This is a genomic window from Actinobacillus capsulatus DSM 19761 (assembly GCF_000374285.1).
Classification (GTDB): Bacteria; Pseudomonadota; Gammaproteobacteria; order Enterobacterales; family Pasteurellaceae; genus Actinobacillus; species Actinobacillus capsulatus.
Genome location: NZ_KB893931.1, coordinates 153,534 through 171,145, shown reverse-complemented (window position 1 = coordinate 171,145; position 17,612 = coordinate 153,534). Strand labels below are relative to the sequence as shown.

Genomic DNA, 17,612 nt, shown 5'->3' with positions numbered 1-17,612 from the left:
AATATTTTTTTATTGAGAGCAACCGATTATGCAGAACATTGATGTTCGTGGCGCAAGAACCCACAACCTTAAAAATATCAACTTAATTCTCCCTCGAGATAAATTTATTGTGATTACCGGATTATCCGGATCGGGTAAGTCTTCCTTAGCTTTCGATACGCTATATGCGGAAGGGCAACGCCGTTATGTGGAATCCCTTTCAGCCTATGCACGCCAATTCCTTTCATTGATGGAAAAACCGGATGTTGACCATATTGAAGGGCTTTCACCGGCAATTTCGATTGAGCAAAAATCCACCTCGCATAACCCTCGTTCCACAGTTGGGACGGTAACCGAAATCCACGACTATTTACGTCTATTGTTCGCTCGTGTCGGTGAGCCTCGTTGTCCGGATCACGATTTACCATTGGCGGCACAAACCATTTCACAAATGGTGGATAGAGTAATGGAAGAACCGAAAGGCAAACGTTTGATGTTACTTGCACCAGTGATCAAAGATCGTAAAGGCGAACACGTAAAATTATTGGAAAATTTGACCGCTTCTGGTTATATCCGAGCCAGAATTGACGGCGAAATCTGCGATTTATCTGATCCGCCGGCATTAGAATTACAGAAAAAGCACACGATTGAAGTGGTGGTCGATCGTTTTAAAGTGAGAAGTGATATTGCAACACGTTTAGCGGAATCCTTTGAAACAGCATTAGATTTATCCGGTTCGACTGCGATTATTGCCGATATGGACGATCCGAATGCGGAAGAAATTGTGTTTTCGTCCAACTTTGCTTGTCCGCATTGCGGCTATTCGTTACACGAATTAGAGCCTCGTTTGTTCTCATTTAATAACCCGGCCGGTGCTTGCCCGACATGTGACGGTTTGGGGGTAGAGCAGTATTTTGACTCGAATAAGGTGGTTCAAAATCCGGACATTTCGTTAGCAAGTGGTGCGATTAAAGGTTGGGATCGCCGTAGTTTTTATTATTTCGGTTTGTTGAAATCGGTGGCAGAACACAATGATTTTTCACTGGATACACCATTTAAAGAACTGACTAAAAAACAACGTGAAATTATTCTGAACGGCTCAAAAGACGAAATCGAATTTGTTTATGTCAATGATCGCGGCGATAAAGTAAAACGTAAGCATACCTTTGAAGGTGTGTTAAATAATATGGCTCGCCGTTATAAAGAAACCGAATCAAATTCGGTTCGTGAGGAATTAGCTAAATATATCAATAATCGCCCGTGTTTGGAGTGTGAAGGTTCTCGCTTACGTCGAGAAGCTCGCTATGTGTTTTTAGATAAAACCAATTTGCCGATGGTGTCGGAAAAATCGATTGGTGAGGCGTTAGAGTTTTTTGAACAGTTAGATCTTGCCGGTCAAAAAGCAAAGATCGCAGAGAAAATTTTAAAAGAAATTCGTGAACGTTTGCAGTTCTTAGTGAATGTCGGTTTGAATTACCTCTCGCTTTCTCGTTCGGCTGAAACCTTATCCGGTGGTGAAGCTCAACGTATTCGTTTAGCCAGCCAAATTGGGGCAGGCTTAGTGGGGGTGATGTATGTGTTAGATGAGCCTTCTATTGGCTTACATCAACGTGATAACGAACGCTTGCTTAATACGCTTATCCATTTACGTAACTTAGGCAACACTGTGATTGTAGTAGAGCACGATGAAGATGCAATCCGTGCGGCGGATCATATTGTGGATATCGGTCCGGGAGCGGGTGTGCACGGTGGGCAAGTTATTGCACAAGGTACAGCGGAAGAAATTATGCAGGTGGAAGAGTCGATCACCGGACAATTCCTTTCCGGTAAGCAGAAAATTGAAATTCCGGCAAAACGAGTACTTTATGACGCTACAAAATTGCTAACCTTAAAAGGTGCGAGTGGTAATAACTTAAAACAAGTACAGTTGGATATTCCAGTTGGCTTGTTTACTTGTATCACAGGGGTATCGGGATCGGGTAAATCGACTTTGATCAACGATACCTTATTCCCATTGGCACAAAATGCGTTAAACCGTGCTGAAAATAGTGATGTTGCCTCTTATGAATCGATTGACGGCTTGTCACATTTCGACAAAGTGATTGATATTGACCAGAGCCCGATTGGACGTACACCTCGTTCAAATCCAGCGACTTATACCGGTTTATTCACGCCGATTCGTGAATTATTTGCCGGCACGCAAGAGGCGAGAGCGAGAGGCTATAATGTAGGACGCTTTAGTTTTAACGTGCGTGGCGGACGTTGTGAAGCCTGTCAAGGTGATGGCGTGATTAAGGTAGAAATGCACTTCCTACCGGATGTGTATGTGCCGTGTGATCACTGTAAAGGTAAACGTTATAACCGAGAAACCTTGGAAATTCGTTATAAAGGCAAAACGATTCATCAAGTGTTGGATATGACGGTAGAAGAGGCGAGAGAATTCTTTGCGCCGGTGCCAGCGATTGCTCGTAAATTGCAGACGTTAATGGATGTCGGTTTATCGTATATTCGTTTAGGACAGTCTTCGACTACGCTTTCTGGCGGTGAAGCGCAGCGTGTTAAATTAGCGACCGAGCTTTCCAAACGTGATACCGGTAAAACGCTGTATATCTTAGATGAACCGACCACAGGTTTGCATTTTGCTGATATTAAACAGCTACTTTCGGTGTTACATAAATTGCGTGACCAAGGCAACACGATTGTGGTGATCGAGCATAATTTAGATGTGATTAAAACCGCCGACTGGATTGTTGATTTAGGCCCTGAAGGTGGCTCGGGCGGCGGACAAATTATTGCGACCGGTACACCGGAAGACGTGGCGAAAGACAAACACTCGCACACGGCAAGATTCTTAAAAGATATTTTAGCCAAAGGCTAAAGCTAATCATTCAACAAGCGGTTAAATTTCCAGAAAAATTTGCAAAATTTAAAGGGGATTTAACCGCTTGTTTTCGTTATAATAGATTATAAATTTTTAACAAAAGAGATTTTATTTAATGGCTACAATTGCTCAAAATCCGCTCGTTCTTGTGGACGGTTCTTCTTATCTTTATCGTGCGTTTCATGCGTTTCCGCCGTTGACTAATAAAAATGGTGAGCCGACGGGAGCGATGTATGGCGTGTTAAATATGCTGAAAAGTTTGATTACTCAGGTCGAGCCGAGCCATATTGCGGTGGTTTTTGATGCGAAGGGTAAGACTTTCCGTGACGAGTTGTTCGAACAATATAAATCGCATCGTCCGCCGATGCCGGATGATTTGCGTGCACAAGTGCAACCGTTACATACAATTATTAAAGCATTAGGTATCCCGTTGATTTCAATTGAAGGTGTGGAAGCGGATGACGTGATCGGTACGCTTGCGGTGCAGGCGGCAAATGACGGCAAAAATGTGTTAATCAGTACCGGCGATAAAGATATGGCACAACTGGTGAACGATCACATTATGCTAATTAACACGATGAACAATACCTTGCTTGATCGTGAAGGTGTGATTGAGAAATACGGCATTCCACCTGAATTAATTATTGATTATTTGGCTTTGCAAGGCGACGCTTCGGATAATATTCCCGGAGTAAAAGGCGTGGGCGAGAAAACCGCATTAGGTCTATTGCAAGGAATCGGTTCTCTGAAAGAAATTTATGCGAACTTGGATCAAGTGGCTACGCTTTCATTCCGTGGTGCTAAAACACTTGCACCGAAATTAGAAGCGGAGAAAGAAGCAGCATATCTATCTTATTTGCTTGCGACGATTAAGACCGATGTTGAATTGGAAGTAACGCATGAACAATTAGTTGTACAACCACAAAAACGTGACGAATTAGTTGAGTTATTTGGGCGTTATGAATTCAAGCGTTGGCTGAATGAAGTCATGAATGACGCTACCCCCGTCACGCAGAATTCAGCAGAAAAAATCCCTAACAATTATCAAGCGACTGCTTCGGTATCACAAGCGGTTGAAACCGAGCAAACTTTTGCAAAAGTGGAGATTGATCGTAGCCGATATGAAACGGTAACTACAATGGAACAGTTGCAGAGTTGGATTAAAAAGATCAACCAAGCAAAATTAGTGGCGGTGGATACCGAAACTGATAGTTTAGATTCCATGTCGGCAAATTTAGTCGGAATTTCATTTGGTTTGGCTAACGGCGAAGCATGCTATATTCCGTTAACGCACAAAGAACAGGTAACACTTGAGCCTCAGCAAAGCGATCTGTTCGCCGAGCCGGTAGAAGTAGAGACTATTACAAGTTTTGAACTTGCAAAAAATCAGCTAAATTTGACCGCTTGTTTAACCGAACTTAAGCCGTTATTAGAAAGTGAGGATGTACAAAAGATCGGGCAAAACATTAAATACGATCTGACCATTTTCGCAAATCACGGCGTGCAGGTGGCAGGTGTTGCATTTGATACGATGCTGGAATCTTATACGCTAAATAGTACCGGTCGTCATAATATGGACGAATTGGCAGATCGTTACTTAGGGCATAAGACAATTGAGTTTGAAGAAATTGCCGGTAAAGGTAAAAATCAGCTGACATTCGATAAAATTGCGATTGATGTCGCATCTAAATATGCGGCAGAAGATGCGGATGTGACGATGAAATTACATCAAGTGCTTGCGCCGGAATTAGATAAAGCGCCGACACTGGTTAAGTTGTTTAATGAAATTGAAATGCCGTTGGTTGAAGTGCTTTCTCGTATTGAGCGTAACGGTGTATTGATTGATCCGGAAAAATTACTGGTGCAATCGGCAGAAATTGAACAGCGTTTAGCTGAATTGGAACAGTTTGTGCATACTGAAGCGGGTGAAGTCTTTAATCTTGCTTCTACCAAACAATTACAGGAAATTTTGTTTACTAAACTTGGTTTACCTGTCTTGAAAAAAACACCGAAAGGTGCGCCTTCCACCAATGAAGAAGTGTTAGATGAATTAGCAGGACAAGGGCATTTAGTACCGAAATTACTAATGGAACATCGTGGTTTAAGTAAGTTGAAATCGACGTATACCGATAAGTTACCGTTAATGATTAATCAAAAAACGGGGCGCGTGCATACTTCTTATCATCAGGCGGTAACGGCGACCGGTCGTCTTTCATCAAGCGATCCGAATTTACAAAATATTCCGATCCGCAATGAAGAAGGCAGACGCATTCGCCAAGCGTTTATTGCCAACAAAGGTTATAAAATTGTCGCAGCTGACTATTCACAAATTGAGTTACGTATTATGGCGCATTTGGCAAATGATGAAGGTATGATTACCGCTTTCGCTGAAGGTAAAGATATTCACCGCGCAACGGCAGCAGAAATTTTCGGTTTACCGTTGGATCAAGTAACAAGTGAGCAACGCCGTAGTGCTAAAGCGATTAATTTCGGTTTAATTTACGGCATGTCGGAATTCGGTTTATCAAACCAATTAGGCATTTCACGAGCGGATGCGAAAAAATATATGGAACGTTATTTCCAACGTTATCCGGCGGTTCAACAATTTATGACCGATATTCGTGAAAGTGCGAGTGAAAAAGGTTATGTGGAAACCTTATTCGGCAGGCGTTTATATCTACCGGAAATTAAATCCAGTAATGCAATGCGCCGTAAAGCGGCGGAACGTGTGGCGATCAATGCACCAATGCAAGGTACCGCAGCGGATATTATTAAAGTCGCAATGATTGGCATTGATAAAGCGATTCGAGGCGATGAAAATATCAAAATGATTATGCAAGTGCATGATGAATTGGTGTTTGAAGTGAAAGAAGAGCGAGTGGAACACTACAGCCAATTAATTAAAGCGGAAATGGAAAGAGCGATTCAGCTTAAAGTGCCTTTAATTGCCGAAGTCGGCGTTGGCGATAACTGGGACGAAGCGCATTAATTTTGTGAAAAATGATTAATCAATAAAATAAAAGCCAAATGCTTCTTGGTGTTTGGCTTATTTTATTGTATCGTTACGCTAGTACGGGGCTTGTGAAACTTTTACAGAATAGGTTGTCAAAGAGGGACTTGATTCTCTTTGATAGAAGGAAAAAAGATGAAAAAATTAGTTAAGCAATCATTACTTGGTTTGGCGTTATTTTCTATGACAGGTGCAGCATTTGCCGATGCACAGTCTGTTGCCGAATTACAACGTCGTTTAGAGCAAGTCAGCCAATATAGTGCGGATTTTGATCAAACAGTACGTTCTGGCAAAGGTAAACAAATTCAATCGGGTAAGGGTAAATTCCAAGTGAAACGCCCGAATCTGTTCCGTATGGACACTAAATCACCGCAAGAAAATTTAATTGTTTCTGATGGTGCGAATTTATGGTTTTATGATCCGTTTGTGTCACAAGTGACGGTGAATACAGTGCAAGATGCAGTAAATAATACGCCGTTCGTATTATTAACCAGCAGTGATAAAAGCCACTGGGATCAATATGATGTGACGCAAAATGCAGATATTTTTGTATTAAAACCGAAATCGAAAAAAAGTAATTTAAAACAGTTTGATGTGCGTATTGATCAAAGTGGCATGTTAAAAGGTTTCAGCACCATTGAACGAGACGGACAGAGTAATTTATACGTATTACGTAATATTACCGGTGGTGGCGTATCGTCTGATTTGTTCAAATTTAGCGTACCGAAAGGCGCTGAGTTAGACGACCAACGTGGTGGTAAAAAATCTAAGAAATAATCTATTTTACTAGCGGTTTTATTTTCGCAAAATTTTGCCAAAATCAGACCGCTTTCCTTATTTTGGAGATTCAATGAAAATTCTTTATAGTCAACGTGATCCGCAAGAGTGGCAACAGTTTATGGTTTTATTGAAACAGGCGGTGGCAGAAGATAAATTGGAACAGTTTTTTACCTCGTTTTTAACGGCAGACGAACGCAACTCTTTAGGCTTACGTGTGCAAATTGTTGCTGAGCTATTAAAAGGTGAAGTGCCGCAAAGAGAAATTCAACAAAACTTGAACACCAGTGCCGCAACCATTACGCGCGCTTCTAATATGCTGAAAACATTAGAGCCGCAATTTATTGAGTGGTTAAACGAGAAACTTAATGGTAAAGCGTAAACGAAAACGCAAAAAGAAGTCAGTTACAATGTTTAGTTTGATCAAAGGCTTATGCCGTAAAGTTATCAAGTTTTTTATTCCGCAGGAAATTGGCTCAAGAGCTGGTTGGTTGTGGTTCGGCTCAAGCCGTTTAGGGGCGGGACTCGGTGGTGCTTTCGTTACATTTTTGATAGTTTTCTCAGTGTTACCTGTGCCGTTTTCCGCTTATATGGCGCAGAAAAAAGTTGAGCATTTGATTGCCGGTGAGAATTATAAAATTCAATATGATTGGATTAGTTTAGATAAAATTGCTTGGCAAATGCAGATAGCGGTGATTGCTTCGGAAGATCAAAAATTCGAAAGCCATTTCGGGATAGATTTACAGGCTATCGAAATCGCATTGCAGCGCAATGCTAAATCGAAAAAAGTGCGAGGTGCTTCCACTATTTCTCAACAAACCGTCAAAAATATGTTTTTATGGCACGGACAAAGTTGGTTACGAAAAGGCATTGAATTACCGCTAACTTTTGTGATAGAAAATACTTGGGGCAAACGCCGTATTTTGGAAGTGTATTTGAATATCGCCGAATTTGGTGATGGTATTTTTGGCGTGGAAGCGGCAGCGAAGCACTTCTTTAAAAAACATGCGAAAGATCTGACTTTACAGGAATCGGCTTTATTAGCCGCTTCGTTACCTAATCCGTTAGTGTTTCGGGTGAATAAACCGGGGCCGACTATGCGTAAGCGTCAGGCGTGGATAATGCACCAAGTAACGGCATTAGGAGGTCGTCATTATTTGGAAAAGTTGTAGAACAAGCGGTGAAATTTGCAAAAAAATTTGCAATTTCGACCGCTTATTTTTTTATCTTTTTTATCGGGGGCAATATGATTAGCAAACCAACGCTAGAAACCATTCTTTCTCACCGTTCGATTCGTAAATTTACGGAACAACCTATCTCGGAAGAACTATTTCAAACCTTAATTCAGGCTGGGCAACAAGCCTCGACCTCTAATCATTTACAATGTGTCAGTGTAATTCGTGTAAAAGATCAAATCATTCGCCAAGAATTGCGCGAGGTATCGGGTATGGCGTATGTAACTGAATGTGCAGAATTTTTGATTTTTTGCATTGATTTTCATAAACATAAACAGCTTGTACCGGATTCGCAATTAGATTGGGCGGAAGTGAGTGTTATCGGTGCGGTGGATACTGGAATTTTTGCACAAAACGTGTTATTGGCGGCCGAATCGGTCGGCTTAGGCGGCGTATATATTGGTGCATTACGTAATGATGTCGCTAAAGTAGCAGAAGTGTTAGGACTACCGCAATATTGTGTGCCATTAGTCGGTATGTGTTTAGGCTATCCGGCACAAGATCCGGCACTTAAACCTCGTTTACCGGCAACATTAGTTTGCTATGAAGATCAATATCAGCCGTTAGATCAAGCTGAGCTTGCAAAATATAACGAAATTCTGACCGCTTATTATCAGGAGAGAACCGGTGAAGGGCAGCAGTGGCAGGCTGCGATCGATAAAACCTTAAATAAAGCGGTGCGTCCGCATATGTTACCGTTTTTCCAACAACAAGGATTGTTGAAGCGATGAGATTTCTAATGTTGTGCCGAGAGCCTTGTTTATACAGTTGCCAACGTTTACAACAGGCTTGTGAGCAGCGAGGTATCGACTTAGATATTCTCGACCCGAATCGAATGTTAATAAAGTTAGCGGTGGAGCAAGGTCAATCCGTATTGCAGCTCTATTATCAAACGGGTGAAACTTACGATAAAAACCGACCGCTTCCGCAATTATTACCTGATTATGACGCGGTATTGCCTCGTTTCGGTACAACTAGTACGGAAATGGGCTGTCGAGTTTTGCGTTACTTTGAAGCGAAACAGGTAAAAGTATTAAATAATTCGATCGCTTTCACTTTGGCAAGAGACAAATGGCTAAGTTTACAAGCCTTAGTTGCTGCACGAATTGCTGTGCCGGCAAGTTCGTTGGCAGGTGAACTGTGTTCGCTAGACGGACATTTAGCCCAACACTCTATTCCATTAATCACTAAAACGTTATCTGGTTCGCAAGGTGTGGGAGTAATGTTGGCGGAGAGCAAACAAAATGCCCAAAGTGTCTTGGCGGTATTACAGCAAGCGAAACTCGCTTATTTGTTGCAAGACTTTGTCGCAGAATCAAAAGGGCAGGATATTCGAGCGTTTGTCATTGGAGAACGTGTCGTGGCGGTAATGCAACGCTCTGGCAATGAGGGGGAGTTTCGGGCCAATCTTCATTTAGGCGGCAAAGTTCAAAGGATAGTATTAACTGAAGAGGAACAGCAGCTTGCAGTGAAAGCGGCAAAAGCAATCGGACTTAGCGTGGCAGGCGTTGATCTGATTCGTTCTGATAGCGGATTGCTGGTGTTAGAAGTGAATGCCAGCCCGGGGTTAGAAGGGATTGAGCAGGCAAGCGGCATTGATATTGCCGGTTTGATGATCGATAATCTCATTCATTCACTTTAATGCGAAAGCCCCAATGGGGCTTTGTTATTTATCCGATAAATTTTTCTTTCCAATAACCAATCCACTCTTTGAGGGCAATGCTACTATTTTGTAGCGCTTGTGCTTGCGGAATAAACGGTAGAATTCCGATATCAAGCGCTTGATGAGCGGTGGTACTGGCTGCAAGCACGTTAAATCCTTCTCGCTCAAACAGCATTTTTGCGCGTTTCATGTGCCATTGGTTAGTCACCAAAACAATATGTTGAATACCGGCTTGCATCAGAATTGGTTTGCTGAATGTTGCATTTTCTTCGGTAACATTTGATTTTGCCTCAACCCACGTGACGGGAACATGGAAAAAATCGTTCAACTCTTGCGCCATAATTTTTGCTTCCGGCTCCCGTCCTTCCGGACTTCCGCCAGTGACTAAAATAGGTAAACCGGTCTGCTTATGTAAATAAGCCGCATAGCGCATACGTTCTAACGGTGCGGCGGCAATCGCATAATTACCGAATAGCTCATTACTGTCACGCAATCCCCCGCCTAATACCACAATCGCTTGGGCTTTTTTGTAATCTTCAATGGTAAGTTTTTGGGTAAAAGTGACCGCTTGAATTAACTGATGTGAGAAATAGGGCGTGCTACAAATATAGAGAATCGTAATGCCTAACAACGTACAAAAGTAGCTTAATTTTTTAAAGTGTAATTTATGGAGAAATAAAGAAAAAAACCATAAAATCAAAGCGTTAAATGGTGGTAGGATAATGGCGGTAATCAGTTTGGTTAAAAATAGCATAAGTAAACAGGACAATTATTCAATAAGAATATTGTCCGTTATTTGTACATTATTGTCTAGTGTTTATGGACGAACGCCGAGTGTATGACAAATGGCGTAAGTAAGTTCGGAGCGATTTAAAGTATAAAAATGGAAATCTTTCACACCTTCTTTTGAGAGAATTTTGACCATATCCATCGCAATGCTTGCACCGACCAAATTGCGAGTCGTTTGATCATCTTCCAGACCTTGATACATTTTTTGCATCCAACTTGGGATTCGCACATTGGTTACTTTTGCCATTTTTTCTAATTGTTTAAAATTGGAAACAGGCAGAATCCCCGGCACGATTTCAACATCAATACCGACGGTGGCACAGCGGTCACGAAATCTAAGATAGCTATCAATATCAAAGAAAAATTGGGTAATAGCACGATTCGCTCCCGCTTCAATTTTTTGTTTTAAGTAAATTAAGTCAGCTTGTGTCGATTTTGCTTCCGGATGTACTTCGGGGTAAGCGGCAACTGAAATATCAAAATCGGCGACTTCTTTTAATAATCTCACTAAATCTGCTGCATAAAACGGTTTTTTAGCATAGCCTGCCGGTTCGTCTCCTCGTAGCGCAACAATATTGCGAATACCGTTATCCCAATAATCCTGAGCGATTAATCGTAATTCATCGGGGCTGGCATCAATGCCGGTTAAATGCGGTGCAGCTAAAATGCCGGTTTCTTGTTGGATATTTTTTACAATGGAGTGAGTGCGTGTGCGTTCGCCGGAGTTTGCACCATAAGTGACAGAGACAAATTTAGGCTTTAATGCTTTTAAGCGATGAATAGAATCCCATAGCATGGTTTCTATTTTTTCATTTTTTGGTGGAAAAAATTCAAATGAAACGTTAATTTGACCGTTTAAGTCTGCAACACTTTGATTTAAATGATCAATTTCTTTGGCATAGCTCATATGTTGTCCCTCTTATGAATTGTTATTATTAGAATGATGTTGAATTTGTCAGTAGTCTGCTGAATAGCTGTTAAGGAACATTCTATTTTTATCTCTCATTTTGCGTCAATTTCATAATTTTCAGGTTAAATATGAAATTTATTCATAATTTGATGGCTTTGCTCAATGTTGGTTGATCCATATCAACAATACCTCTTTCTAATTAGCAAAATTGTGAAAATTCGTTAGAATGCAGTTATTGAGGTAATATTTTTTTCTTAAAATAATTAACATATGGCTATAAAACATACCATCAGACAGACTCAAATGCAGTGGCGAAAAGCCTCAGTTAGTTCGTCTATCGGTTATATTACTTGCTATCCGTTTTTACAAGCGGTCAAATTTCTTCCTTTTTTACTTACCTTAATTTATTTTCTTTATTTCTATTTTTACCACCGATCACAGCCAGTTACCAATGGAGAAGGGAGTACAAGCGGTCGCATCTTCCAATTTATTTGTAATCTTTTGTCCATTAGTAATTCGTTTATTAGCAAAAAATAAGGAATCCATTATGCAGATAACTAAAATCGCAGTGGCAGGCACACTAGAATCTAGTGATGCGCAAGTCCGCATTGAGCCTGCGAATACGTTAAACATTGAGTTAAATAGCTCGGTGAGAAAACAATTTGGTGATGACATTTTAGCCACCATCAAAGAGGTACTCGCTCAGTTTGATGTAAACGCAGCACAAGTGACGGTAGAAGATAAAGGTGCATTAGATTGTGTACTGCGTGCGAGATTAAAAGCCGCATTATTGCGTGCAACTGACGAACAAATCGATTGGGGGAAAGTTCTATGAGCCAAAAAAGCAAATTACGCAGAAGTATGCTCTTCGTGCCAGGCTCAAATGCGGCAATGATCAGTAATACCTTTATCTATAAACCCGATTCAATCATGTTTGACCTTGAAGATGCGGTGGCGTTAAAAGAAAAAGATTCTGCACGCATTTTGGTGGCTCATGCGTTACAACATCCGCTTTACCAAGAGATTGAAACCGTAGTTCGTGTAAATCCGCTTGATTCGGAATTCGGTTTAGCTGACTTAAATGCTGTAGTACGTGCGGGTGTTAATGTGGTACGTATGCCAAAAACAGAAACCGCGCAAGATGTAGTTGAAATGGACAAAGCGATTACGGAAATTGAAAAAGCCTGCGGTCGTGAAGTCGGTAGTACGTTAATGTTAGCGGCAATTGAATCTCCGCTAGGTATTACGCAAGCAAACCAAATTGCAACGGCATCAAATCGTTTAATCGGTATTGCGTTAGGTGCGGAAGACTATGTGCGCAATCTCAAAACCGAACGTTCACCAGAAGGTATTGAATTATTATTTGCACGTTGTTCAATTTTACAAGCGGCTCGTGCGGCAGGCATTCAAGCGTTTGATACTGTTTATTCAAATGCAAATAATGAGGAAGGTTTCTTAGCGGAAGCGGCATTAATTAAACAGCTTGGTTTTGACGGTAAATCGCTTGTAAATCCTCGCCAGATCGAGTTGTTACATAACTTATTTGCACCAACGCAAAAAGATGTGGATCAAGCGAAACGCATTATTGAAGCGGCAGAAGAAGCGGAACGTAACGGCTTAGGTGTGGTTTCACTTAACGGTAAAATGATCGATGCACCGATTATCGATCGTGCAAAATTAGTGCTTGAACGTGCTAAATCAGGTATTCGTGAAGAGTAGGGGGATAACATGACAACAAGAGAACAGCGTGTTGAAAAGTTCAACGCAGGCAGACCAGTTTATCAAGCAGTACCGAAAGCGGAATCCCTCGTACGTACCGCTAAAGACCGTAAAGTGTGTGATAGCCTAGAAGATGCTATTCGCCGCTCAGGGTTAAAAGACGGTATGACTATTTCATTCCATCACGCATTCCGTGCCGGCGACTTCGTAGTGAATATGGTAATGGAAAAAATCGCGGCAATGGGTTTTAAAAACTTAACGCTTGCGTCAAGTTCATTAATTGACAGCCATTTCCCTCTGATTGAACATATCAAAAACGGTGTGGTAACGAAAATTTACTCATCAGGTATTCGTGGTAAATTAGCAGACGAAATCTCAAAAGGGATTTTAAAAGAGCCGGTAAATATCCATTCGCACGGTGGTCGTGTTCACTTAGTAAAATCGGGTGAATTAAAAATCGATGTGGCATTCTTAGGTGTGCCGATGTGTGATAAATTCGGTAATGCAAACGGCTTTAGCGGTAAAAGCAAATGCGGTTCATTAGGTTATGCACGTATTGATGCGGAATATGCGGATAAAGTCGTGCTTTTAACCGAAGAATTCGGTGAGTATCCATTAAATCCGGCAAGTATTACCCAAGACCAAGTGGATTTTATCGTACAAGTGGACGAAGTGGGCGATCCGAAAAAAATCGGTGGTGGAGCGACCCGTATGACCACAAACCCTCGTGAGCTTTTAATTGCTCGTAAATGTGCGGAAGTGATTTTCGGCTCTGGTTATTTCAAAGACGGCTTCTCATTCCAAACTGGTACTGGTGGTGCATCGCTTGCGGTAACACGTTTCTTAGAAGATAAAATGCGTCGTGAAAATATTACGGCAAGTTTTGGTTTAGGCGGTATCACTTCAACGATGGTGGCATTGCACGAAGCGGGATTAATCAAAAAATTAATCGACGTACAATCATTTGATAAAGACGCGGCAGAATCATTAGCGCGTAACCCAAATCATATCGAAGTATCGGCAAACCAATATGCAAACTACAGTTCAAAAGGGGCATCGGTCGAACGTTTAGATATCGTGGTACTTTCAGCACTTGAAATTGACACTAAATTCAACGTTAACGTATTAACCGGTTCAGACGGCGTGATTCGTGGTGCGTCAGGCGGTCACTGTGATACGGCCTCATCAGCGCAAGTGGCAATCATTGTAGCACCGTTAGTACGAGGTCGTATTCCTTGCGTGGTAGAAAACGTATTAACTTGCGTCACACCGGGTGAAAATATTGATATTTTAGTGACTGATCACGGTGTTGCAGTGAACCCGAAACGCCCGGATTTGATTGAAAAATTAACCGAAGTGGGCGTGGAATTATTCACTATTGAGCAACTTTGTGAATGTGCATACAGCATCACCGGTAAGCCGAAAGAAATTGAAGTAACGGATCAACCTGTTGCGATAGTACGTTATCGTGACGGTTCGGTGATCGATACGGTATATGCAGTGAAAGAATAATTGATATACTATTGTCATTATTGTAGGGCGTGCCGAGCACGCCTTTTTTATTCCTATTTATTGATAAGTAATAAGCGGTATGATTTTTCAAAAATTTTGCAAAACCTTTTCTCTTGAAGGGAAAGAAATTCCTCTCGAACAGCTATTAACGGCACGTGAGGAACGTGCATTCTTACAACAAGAATGCCTTGAAAAATATCAGCAAACGTTATTGTCTGTCACTTTAACCGCCGTAGGTGGAGTGAAGAAAAACGAATTGCTTGACTATATTTTTGCAAGATGTTTGGAAAATCTAAGCGCTTTATTCAAAAAATTGAATATTTCACCAACTGTAGAGTTTATTCGTCCGCTCGTTACAGGGCATGAAGCACTATTTGTGTTGCCGATTGACGCGGTAATGTTAAAAAAAGCTTGTATTGAATTAGAAGACAGTTCATCGCTTACTCGTTTGTGGGATATTGATGTTATTTCTCCAAATGGAGCGTTGTTAAGTCGTGCAGACTTAGGTTTCGCAGCACGTTCATGCCTATGTTGTGCTGAAAACGCCAAACATTGTGCCAGATTACGCAAACACTCTATTGAGCAAATCGTAGCACAAATGCAACAACGCGCTTCAGATGATTTTTTTTCACAGCAGATATCAGAAGCAGTTTACCAAGCGCTATTACAAGAAGTGTATCTTACTCCAAAACCTGGCTTGGTCGATCGCCGAAATAATGGCTCACATAAGGATATGAATGTACAGGCCTTTGAACGTAGTGCATTTACTTTGCGTCCATTTTTTGCTCAATTTGTCTTAAAGGGAATTGAAACAAAAGCGTTACCTGAATCGCAAATTTTGACAGAAATTCGACCGATTGGTATGGCTGCCGAAAATGCGATGTTACAGGTAACTAATGGAGTAAATACGCATAAAGGTGCAATTTTTGCTTTTGGTCTGGTCTGCTGTGCTATCGGACGGTTGTATATTAGACATGCTCCAGACAAAGTAGGATTTTCACAACTATTTGATCTGGTTAGGCAATTTTCAAAAGGGCTAACCACAGAATTACAAAATTATCCTGAAAATTTACCGCTTACTCACGGGGTAAAATTGTATCGAACATATGGATTAACCGGTGCGAGAGGCGAGGCCGAAAACGGTTTAAGCACGGTTGCGAAATGTTTAGCGCAATTTGAAACCCAAGAACAGCCCGATTTACACCAAATCTTATTATGGCTGATGGCATATAATGATGATACGAATGTTGTTCACCGAGGGGGTATAGAAGGTTTAACCTTTGTGAAGCAGCAAGCGGCTGAAATTTTACGAAATGTGGCTACTAAATCAGAAATGATTTCCGCTTTAGAAAAACTTGATAACGAATGTATCCGGCGAAATATTACTTGTGGAGGTAGTGCGGATTTACTTGCATTAATGATATTTTTCCTTTGCATTAAAGGCATAGAGTACAATTGATTATTTAATAAAAAATTTGCAAAACTTAGAGAAATATCAAGGTTTTTAGCATTAAATTGTGTTAAAAATAGCAATGTTACTCTTTAGAGGTATAAGAATTTCTTTTTATATATTTCAATCTTTACACAGAGGTGAATCTATGGCTTTATCAAAAGCACAGAAATTAGCGGTGTTAGTGGCAATACCGATTATATTTTTCTTATTACCCGCACCGGAAGGTCTGCCACTTATTGCATGGCGCTTATTAGGTATTTATATTGCAACGATTGTCGGTCTTGTAATGAAACCTTATGGTGAGCCGGTATTATTACTTGCCGCTGTGGCCGCTTCTGCAGCGACTATCGGTAATACTGAAGGTGCAAGTGAGTTTGTGAAAGTAAGCCACACTTTAGCCGGTTACCAATCTGGCACGACTTGGTTAATTTTTACGGCGTTTACGTTAAGTTCTGCATTTGTGATTACTGGTTTAGGTAAACGTATTGCTTACCATATGATTAGCTGGTTAGGCAGTACGACACTTCGTTTAGGTTATGTGACCGTTTTCCTTGATTTATTACTTTCTCCAGCAACCCCGTCAAATACTGCTCGTGCCGGTGGTATTGTGTTCCCTATCATTAACAGTGTTGCGGTTGCACTAGGTTCAGATCCTGAAAAATCGCCTAAGTTAGCCGGTCGTTATCTTTTATTAAATGTTTATATGGTGGTTAAAACAACCAGTTATATTTTCTTAACCGCAATGGCACCGAATGCGTTAGCGCTTTCATTAATGGCTCCAATCTTAGGATTAAATTTAAACTGGGTTCAATGGTTCTTAGCTGCTTCTGTACCGGGTTTATTATGCTTATTCATCATTCCTTTCGTATGTTATTTAATTGCAAAACCAGAATTAACTAAAGTTGATAACAAAGCGATTGCGAAAAAAGGTCTAGAAGAATTAGGCCCAATGAGCTTCCGTGAAAAATCATTAGCGGTTTTGTTCGTATTGGCGTTATTAGGTTGGATCTTTGCGGATTTCTTACATGTAAACTCGACAACCGTAGCATTAATTACCATGGTACTTTGTGTGGTATTAAGCATTGTATCTTGGGATGATGTACGTAAAAACAAAGCGGGTTGGGATACCTTAATTTGGTACGGTGGTATCATCGGTATGTCGGGCATTTTAGAAAAAGCGAAATTCTTTGAATGGTTAGCAAATACGTTAAGCGCAAATCTGAATTTCGGCGATCACGGTAACATTGCGTTAATCGTTATCTTAGTTTTAAGTGTATCTGTACGTTATCTATTTGCTTCAGGTGGAGCTTATGTGGCAGCAATGGTACCTGTATTTGCGACAGTAGGAAAAGTAGCGGGGGCACCGGTTGAATTATTAGCGTTAGGCTTATTATTCTCTAACTCTTACGGCGGTTCTGTGACTCACTATGGCGGCGGCCCTGGTCCGATTACATTTGGTGCAGGTTATAACGACATTAAATCTTGGTGGACAGCCGGCTTTATTATTGCGTTCGGTAGCTTAATTATTCATGCGACATTAGGTATTGCATGGTGGGAATTCTTATTCTCAGCGGGTTGGCTGCCAACAGTGAATTAATCTACCTAATTAGAGTAAAATAGCGGTGGGATTTTGCAATTTTTTTGCAAAATCCCACCGTTTTTTGTTATGTTTAACAAACTGTTA

General features: G+C 41.0%; 14 protein-coding genes. 12 read left to right on the top strand and 2 right to left on the bottom strand.

Annotated features, from left to right (window positions below):
• Positions 1-28: 28 nt before the first annotated feature.
• The 7 genes from uvrA (at position 29) to C228_RS0102140 (ending at position 9,524) form a co-directional block, all read left to right on the top strand.
• Positions 29-2,857 (top strand): excinuclease ABC subunit UvrA, encoded by a 2,829-nt coding sequence (uvrA, locus tag C228_RS0102175; protein WP_018651073.1) that lies wholly within the window; start codon positions 29-31, stop codon positions 2,855-2,857.
• Between the two features lie 118 nt (positions 2,858-2,975).
• Positions 2,976-5,849, top strand: a complete 2,874-nt coding sequence (gene polA / locus C228_RS13165) for a DNA polymerase I (RefSeq protein WP_018651072.1) — start codon at positions 2,976-2,978, stop codon at positions 5,847-5,849.
• Positions 5,850-6,005: 156 nt separating this feature from the next.
• On the top strand, positions 6,006-6,647 hold the full coding sequence (gene lolA, locus C228_RS0102160; RefSeq protein WP_018651071.1) for an outer membrane lipoprotein periplasmic chaperone LolA: 642 nt from the start codon (positions 6,006-6,008) through the stop codon (positions 6,645-6,647).
• A gap of 73 nt (positions 6,648-6,720) precedes the next feature.
• Positions 6,721-7,029 carry a trp operon repressor gene (trpR, locus tag C228_RS0102155; RefSeq protein WP_018651070.1) on the top strand — a complete coding sequence of 103 codons (309 nt, stop codon included), beginning with the start codon at positions 6,721-6,723 and terminating at the stop codon, positions 7,027-7,029.
• 28 nt (positions 7,030-7,057) lie between these two features.
• Positions 7,058-7,819 (top strand): monofunctional biosynthetic peptidoglycan transglycosylase, encoded by a 762-nt coding sequence (gene mtgA / locus C228_RS0102150; protein ID WP_026313146.1) that lies wholly within the window; start codon positions 7,058-7,060, stop codon positions 7,817-7,819.
• Positions 7,820-7,893: 74 nt separating this feature from the next.
• Positions 7,894-8,613: an oxygen-insensitive NADPH nitroreductase gene (gene nfsA, locus C228_RS0102145; protein ID WP_026313145.1), complete on the top strand. Its 720-nt coding sequence runs from the start codon at positions 7,894-7,896 to the stop codon at positions 8,611-8,613.
• Positions 8,610-9,524 (top strand): ATP-grasp domain-containing protein, encoded by a 915-nt coding sequence (locus C228_RS0102140; protein WP_026313144.1) that lies wholly within the window; start codon positions 8,610-8,612, stop codon positions 9,522-9,524. The genes nfsA and C228_RS0102140 overlap by 4 nt, the downstream gene beginning before the upstream one ends.
• 28 nt (positions 9,525-9,552) lie before the next feature.
• Here the strand turns inward: C228_RS0102140 and C228_RS0102135 are convergent, their stop codons facing one another.
• Positions 9,553-10,299, bottom strand: coding sequence for a YdcF family protein (locus C228_RS0102135; RefSeq protein ID WP_018651066.1), 747 nt, complete (start codon positions 10,297-10,299; stop codon positions 9,553-9,555).
• Between the two features lie 63 nt (positions 10,300-10,362).
• Entirely contained in the window at positions 10,363-11,241 is an 879-nt protein-coding gene (gene metF, locus C228_RS0102130) for a methylenetetrahydrofolate reductase (RefSeq protein ID WP_018651065.1), read from the bottom strand.
• A 550-nt stretch (positions 11,242-11,791) separates the two neighbouring features.
• Between metF and citD the strand changes: the two genes are divergently transcribed.
• From citD to C228_RS0102105, 5 genes are all read left to right on the top strand, one after another.
• On the top strand, positions 11,792-12,079 hold the full coding sequence (gene citD, locus C228_RS0102125; protein WP_018651064.1) for a citrate lyase acyl carrier protein: 288 nt from the start codon (positions 11,792-11,794) through the stop codon (positions 12,077-12,079).
• Entirely contained in the window at positions 12,076-12,963 is an 888-nt protein-coding gene (gene citE, locus C228_RS0102120; protein WP_018651063.1) for a citrate (pro-3S)-lyase subunit beta, read from the top strand. Before citD ends, citE begins: the two co-directional genes overlap by 4 nt.
• 9 nt (positions 12,964-12,972) lie before the next feature.
• Positions 12,973-14,475 (top strand): citrate lyase subunit alpha, encoded by a 1,503-nt coding sequence (gene citF / locus C228_RS0102115; RefSeq protein ID WP_018651062.1) that lies wholly within the window; start codon positions 12,973-12,975, stop codon positions 14,473-14,475.
• A 79-nt stretch (positions 14,476-14,554) separates the two neighbouring features.
• Positions 14,555-15,934, top strand: a complete 1,380-nt coding sequence (citG, locus tag C228_RS0102110) for a triphosphoribosyl-dephospho-CoA synthase CitG (RefSeq protein WP_018651061.1) — start codon at positions 14,555-14,557, stop codon at positions 15,932-15,934.
• A 139-nt stretch (positions 15,935-16,073) separates the two neighbouring features.
• Positions 16,074-17,525, top strand: a complete 1,452-nt coding sequence (locus C228_RS0102105; RefSeq protein ID WP_018651060.1) for an anion permease — start codon at positions 16,074-16,076, stop codon at positions 17,523-17,525.
• Positions 17,526-17,612 lie beyond the last annotated feature (87 nt).

Excerpts from the sequence above, each read along its gene's own strand:
- citE (WP_018651063.1), top strand. The coding sequence starts at position 12,076 with ATGAGCCAAAAAAGCAAATTACGCAGAAGTATGCTCTTCGTGCCAGGC.
- mtgA (WP_026313146.1), top strand. The coding sequence starts at position 7,058 with ATGTTTAGTTTGATCAAAGGCTTATGCCGTAAAGTTATCAAGTTTTTT.
- C228_RS0102105 (WP_018651060.1), top strand. The coding sequence starts at position 16,074 with ATGGCTTTATCAAAAGCACAGAAATTAGCGGTGTTAGTGGCAATACCG.
- polA (WP_018651072.1), top strand. The coding sequence starts at position 2,976 with ATGGCTACAATTGCTCAAAATCCGCTCGTTCTTGTGGACGGTTCTTCT.
- uvrA (WP_018651073.1), top strand. The coding sequence starts at position 29 with ATGCAGAACATTGATGTTCGTGGCGCAAGAACCCACAACCTTAAAAAT.
- trpR (WP_018651070.1), top strand. The coding sequence starts at position 6,721 with ATGAAAATTCTTTATAGTCAACGTGATCCGCAAGAGTGGCAACAGTTT.
- nfsA (WP_026313145.1), top strand. The coding sequence starts at position 7,894 with ATGATTAGCAAACCAACGCTAGAAACCATTCTTTCTCACCGTTCGATT.
- citF (WP_018651062.1), top strand. The coding sequence starts at position 12,973 with ATGACAACAAGAGAACAGCGTGTTGAAAAGTTCAACGCAGGCAGACCA.
- citG (WP_018651061.1), top strand. The coding sequence starts at position 14,555 with ATGATTTTTCAAAAATTTTGCAAAACCTTTTCTCTTGAAGGGAAAGAA.
- metF (WP_018651065.1), bottom strand. The coding sequence starts at position 11,241 with ATGAGCTATGCCAAAGAAATTGATCATTTAAATCAAAGTGTTGCAGAC.
- C228_RS0102140 (WP_026313144.1), top strand. The coding sequence starts at position 8,610 with ATGAGATTTCTAATGTTGTGCCGAGAGCCTTGTTTATACAGTTGCCAA.
- lolA (WP_018651071.1), top strand. The coding sequence starts at position 6,006 with ATGAAAAAATTAGTTAAGCAATCATTACTTGGTTTGGCGTTATTTTCT.
- C228_RS0102135 (WP_018651066.1), bottom strand. The coding sequence starts at position 10,299 with ATGCTATTTTTAACCAAACTGATTACCGCCATTATCCTACCACCATTT.
- citD (WP_018651064.1), top strand. The coding sequence starts at position 11,792 with ATGCAGATAACTAAAATCGCAGTGGCAGGCACACTAGAATCTAGTGAT.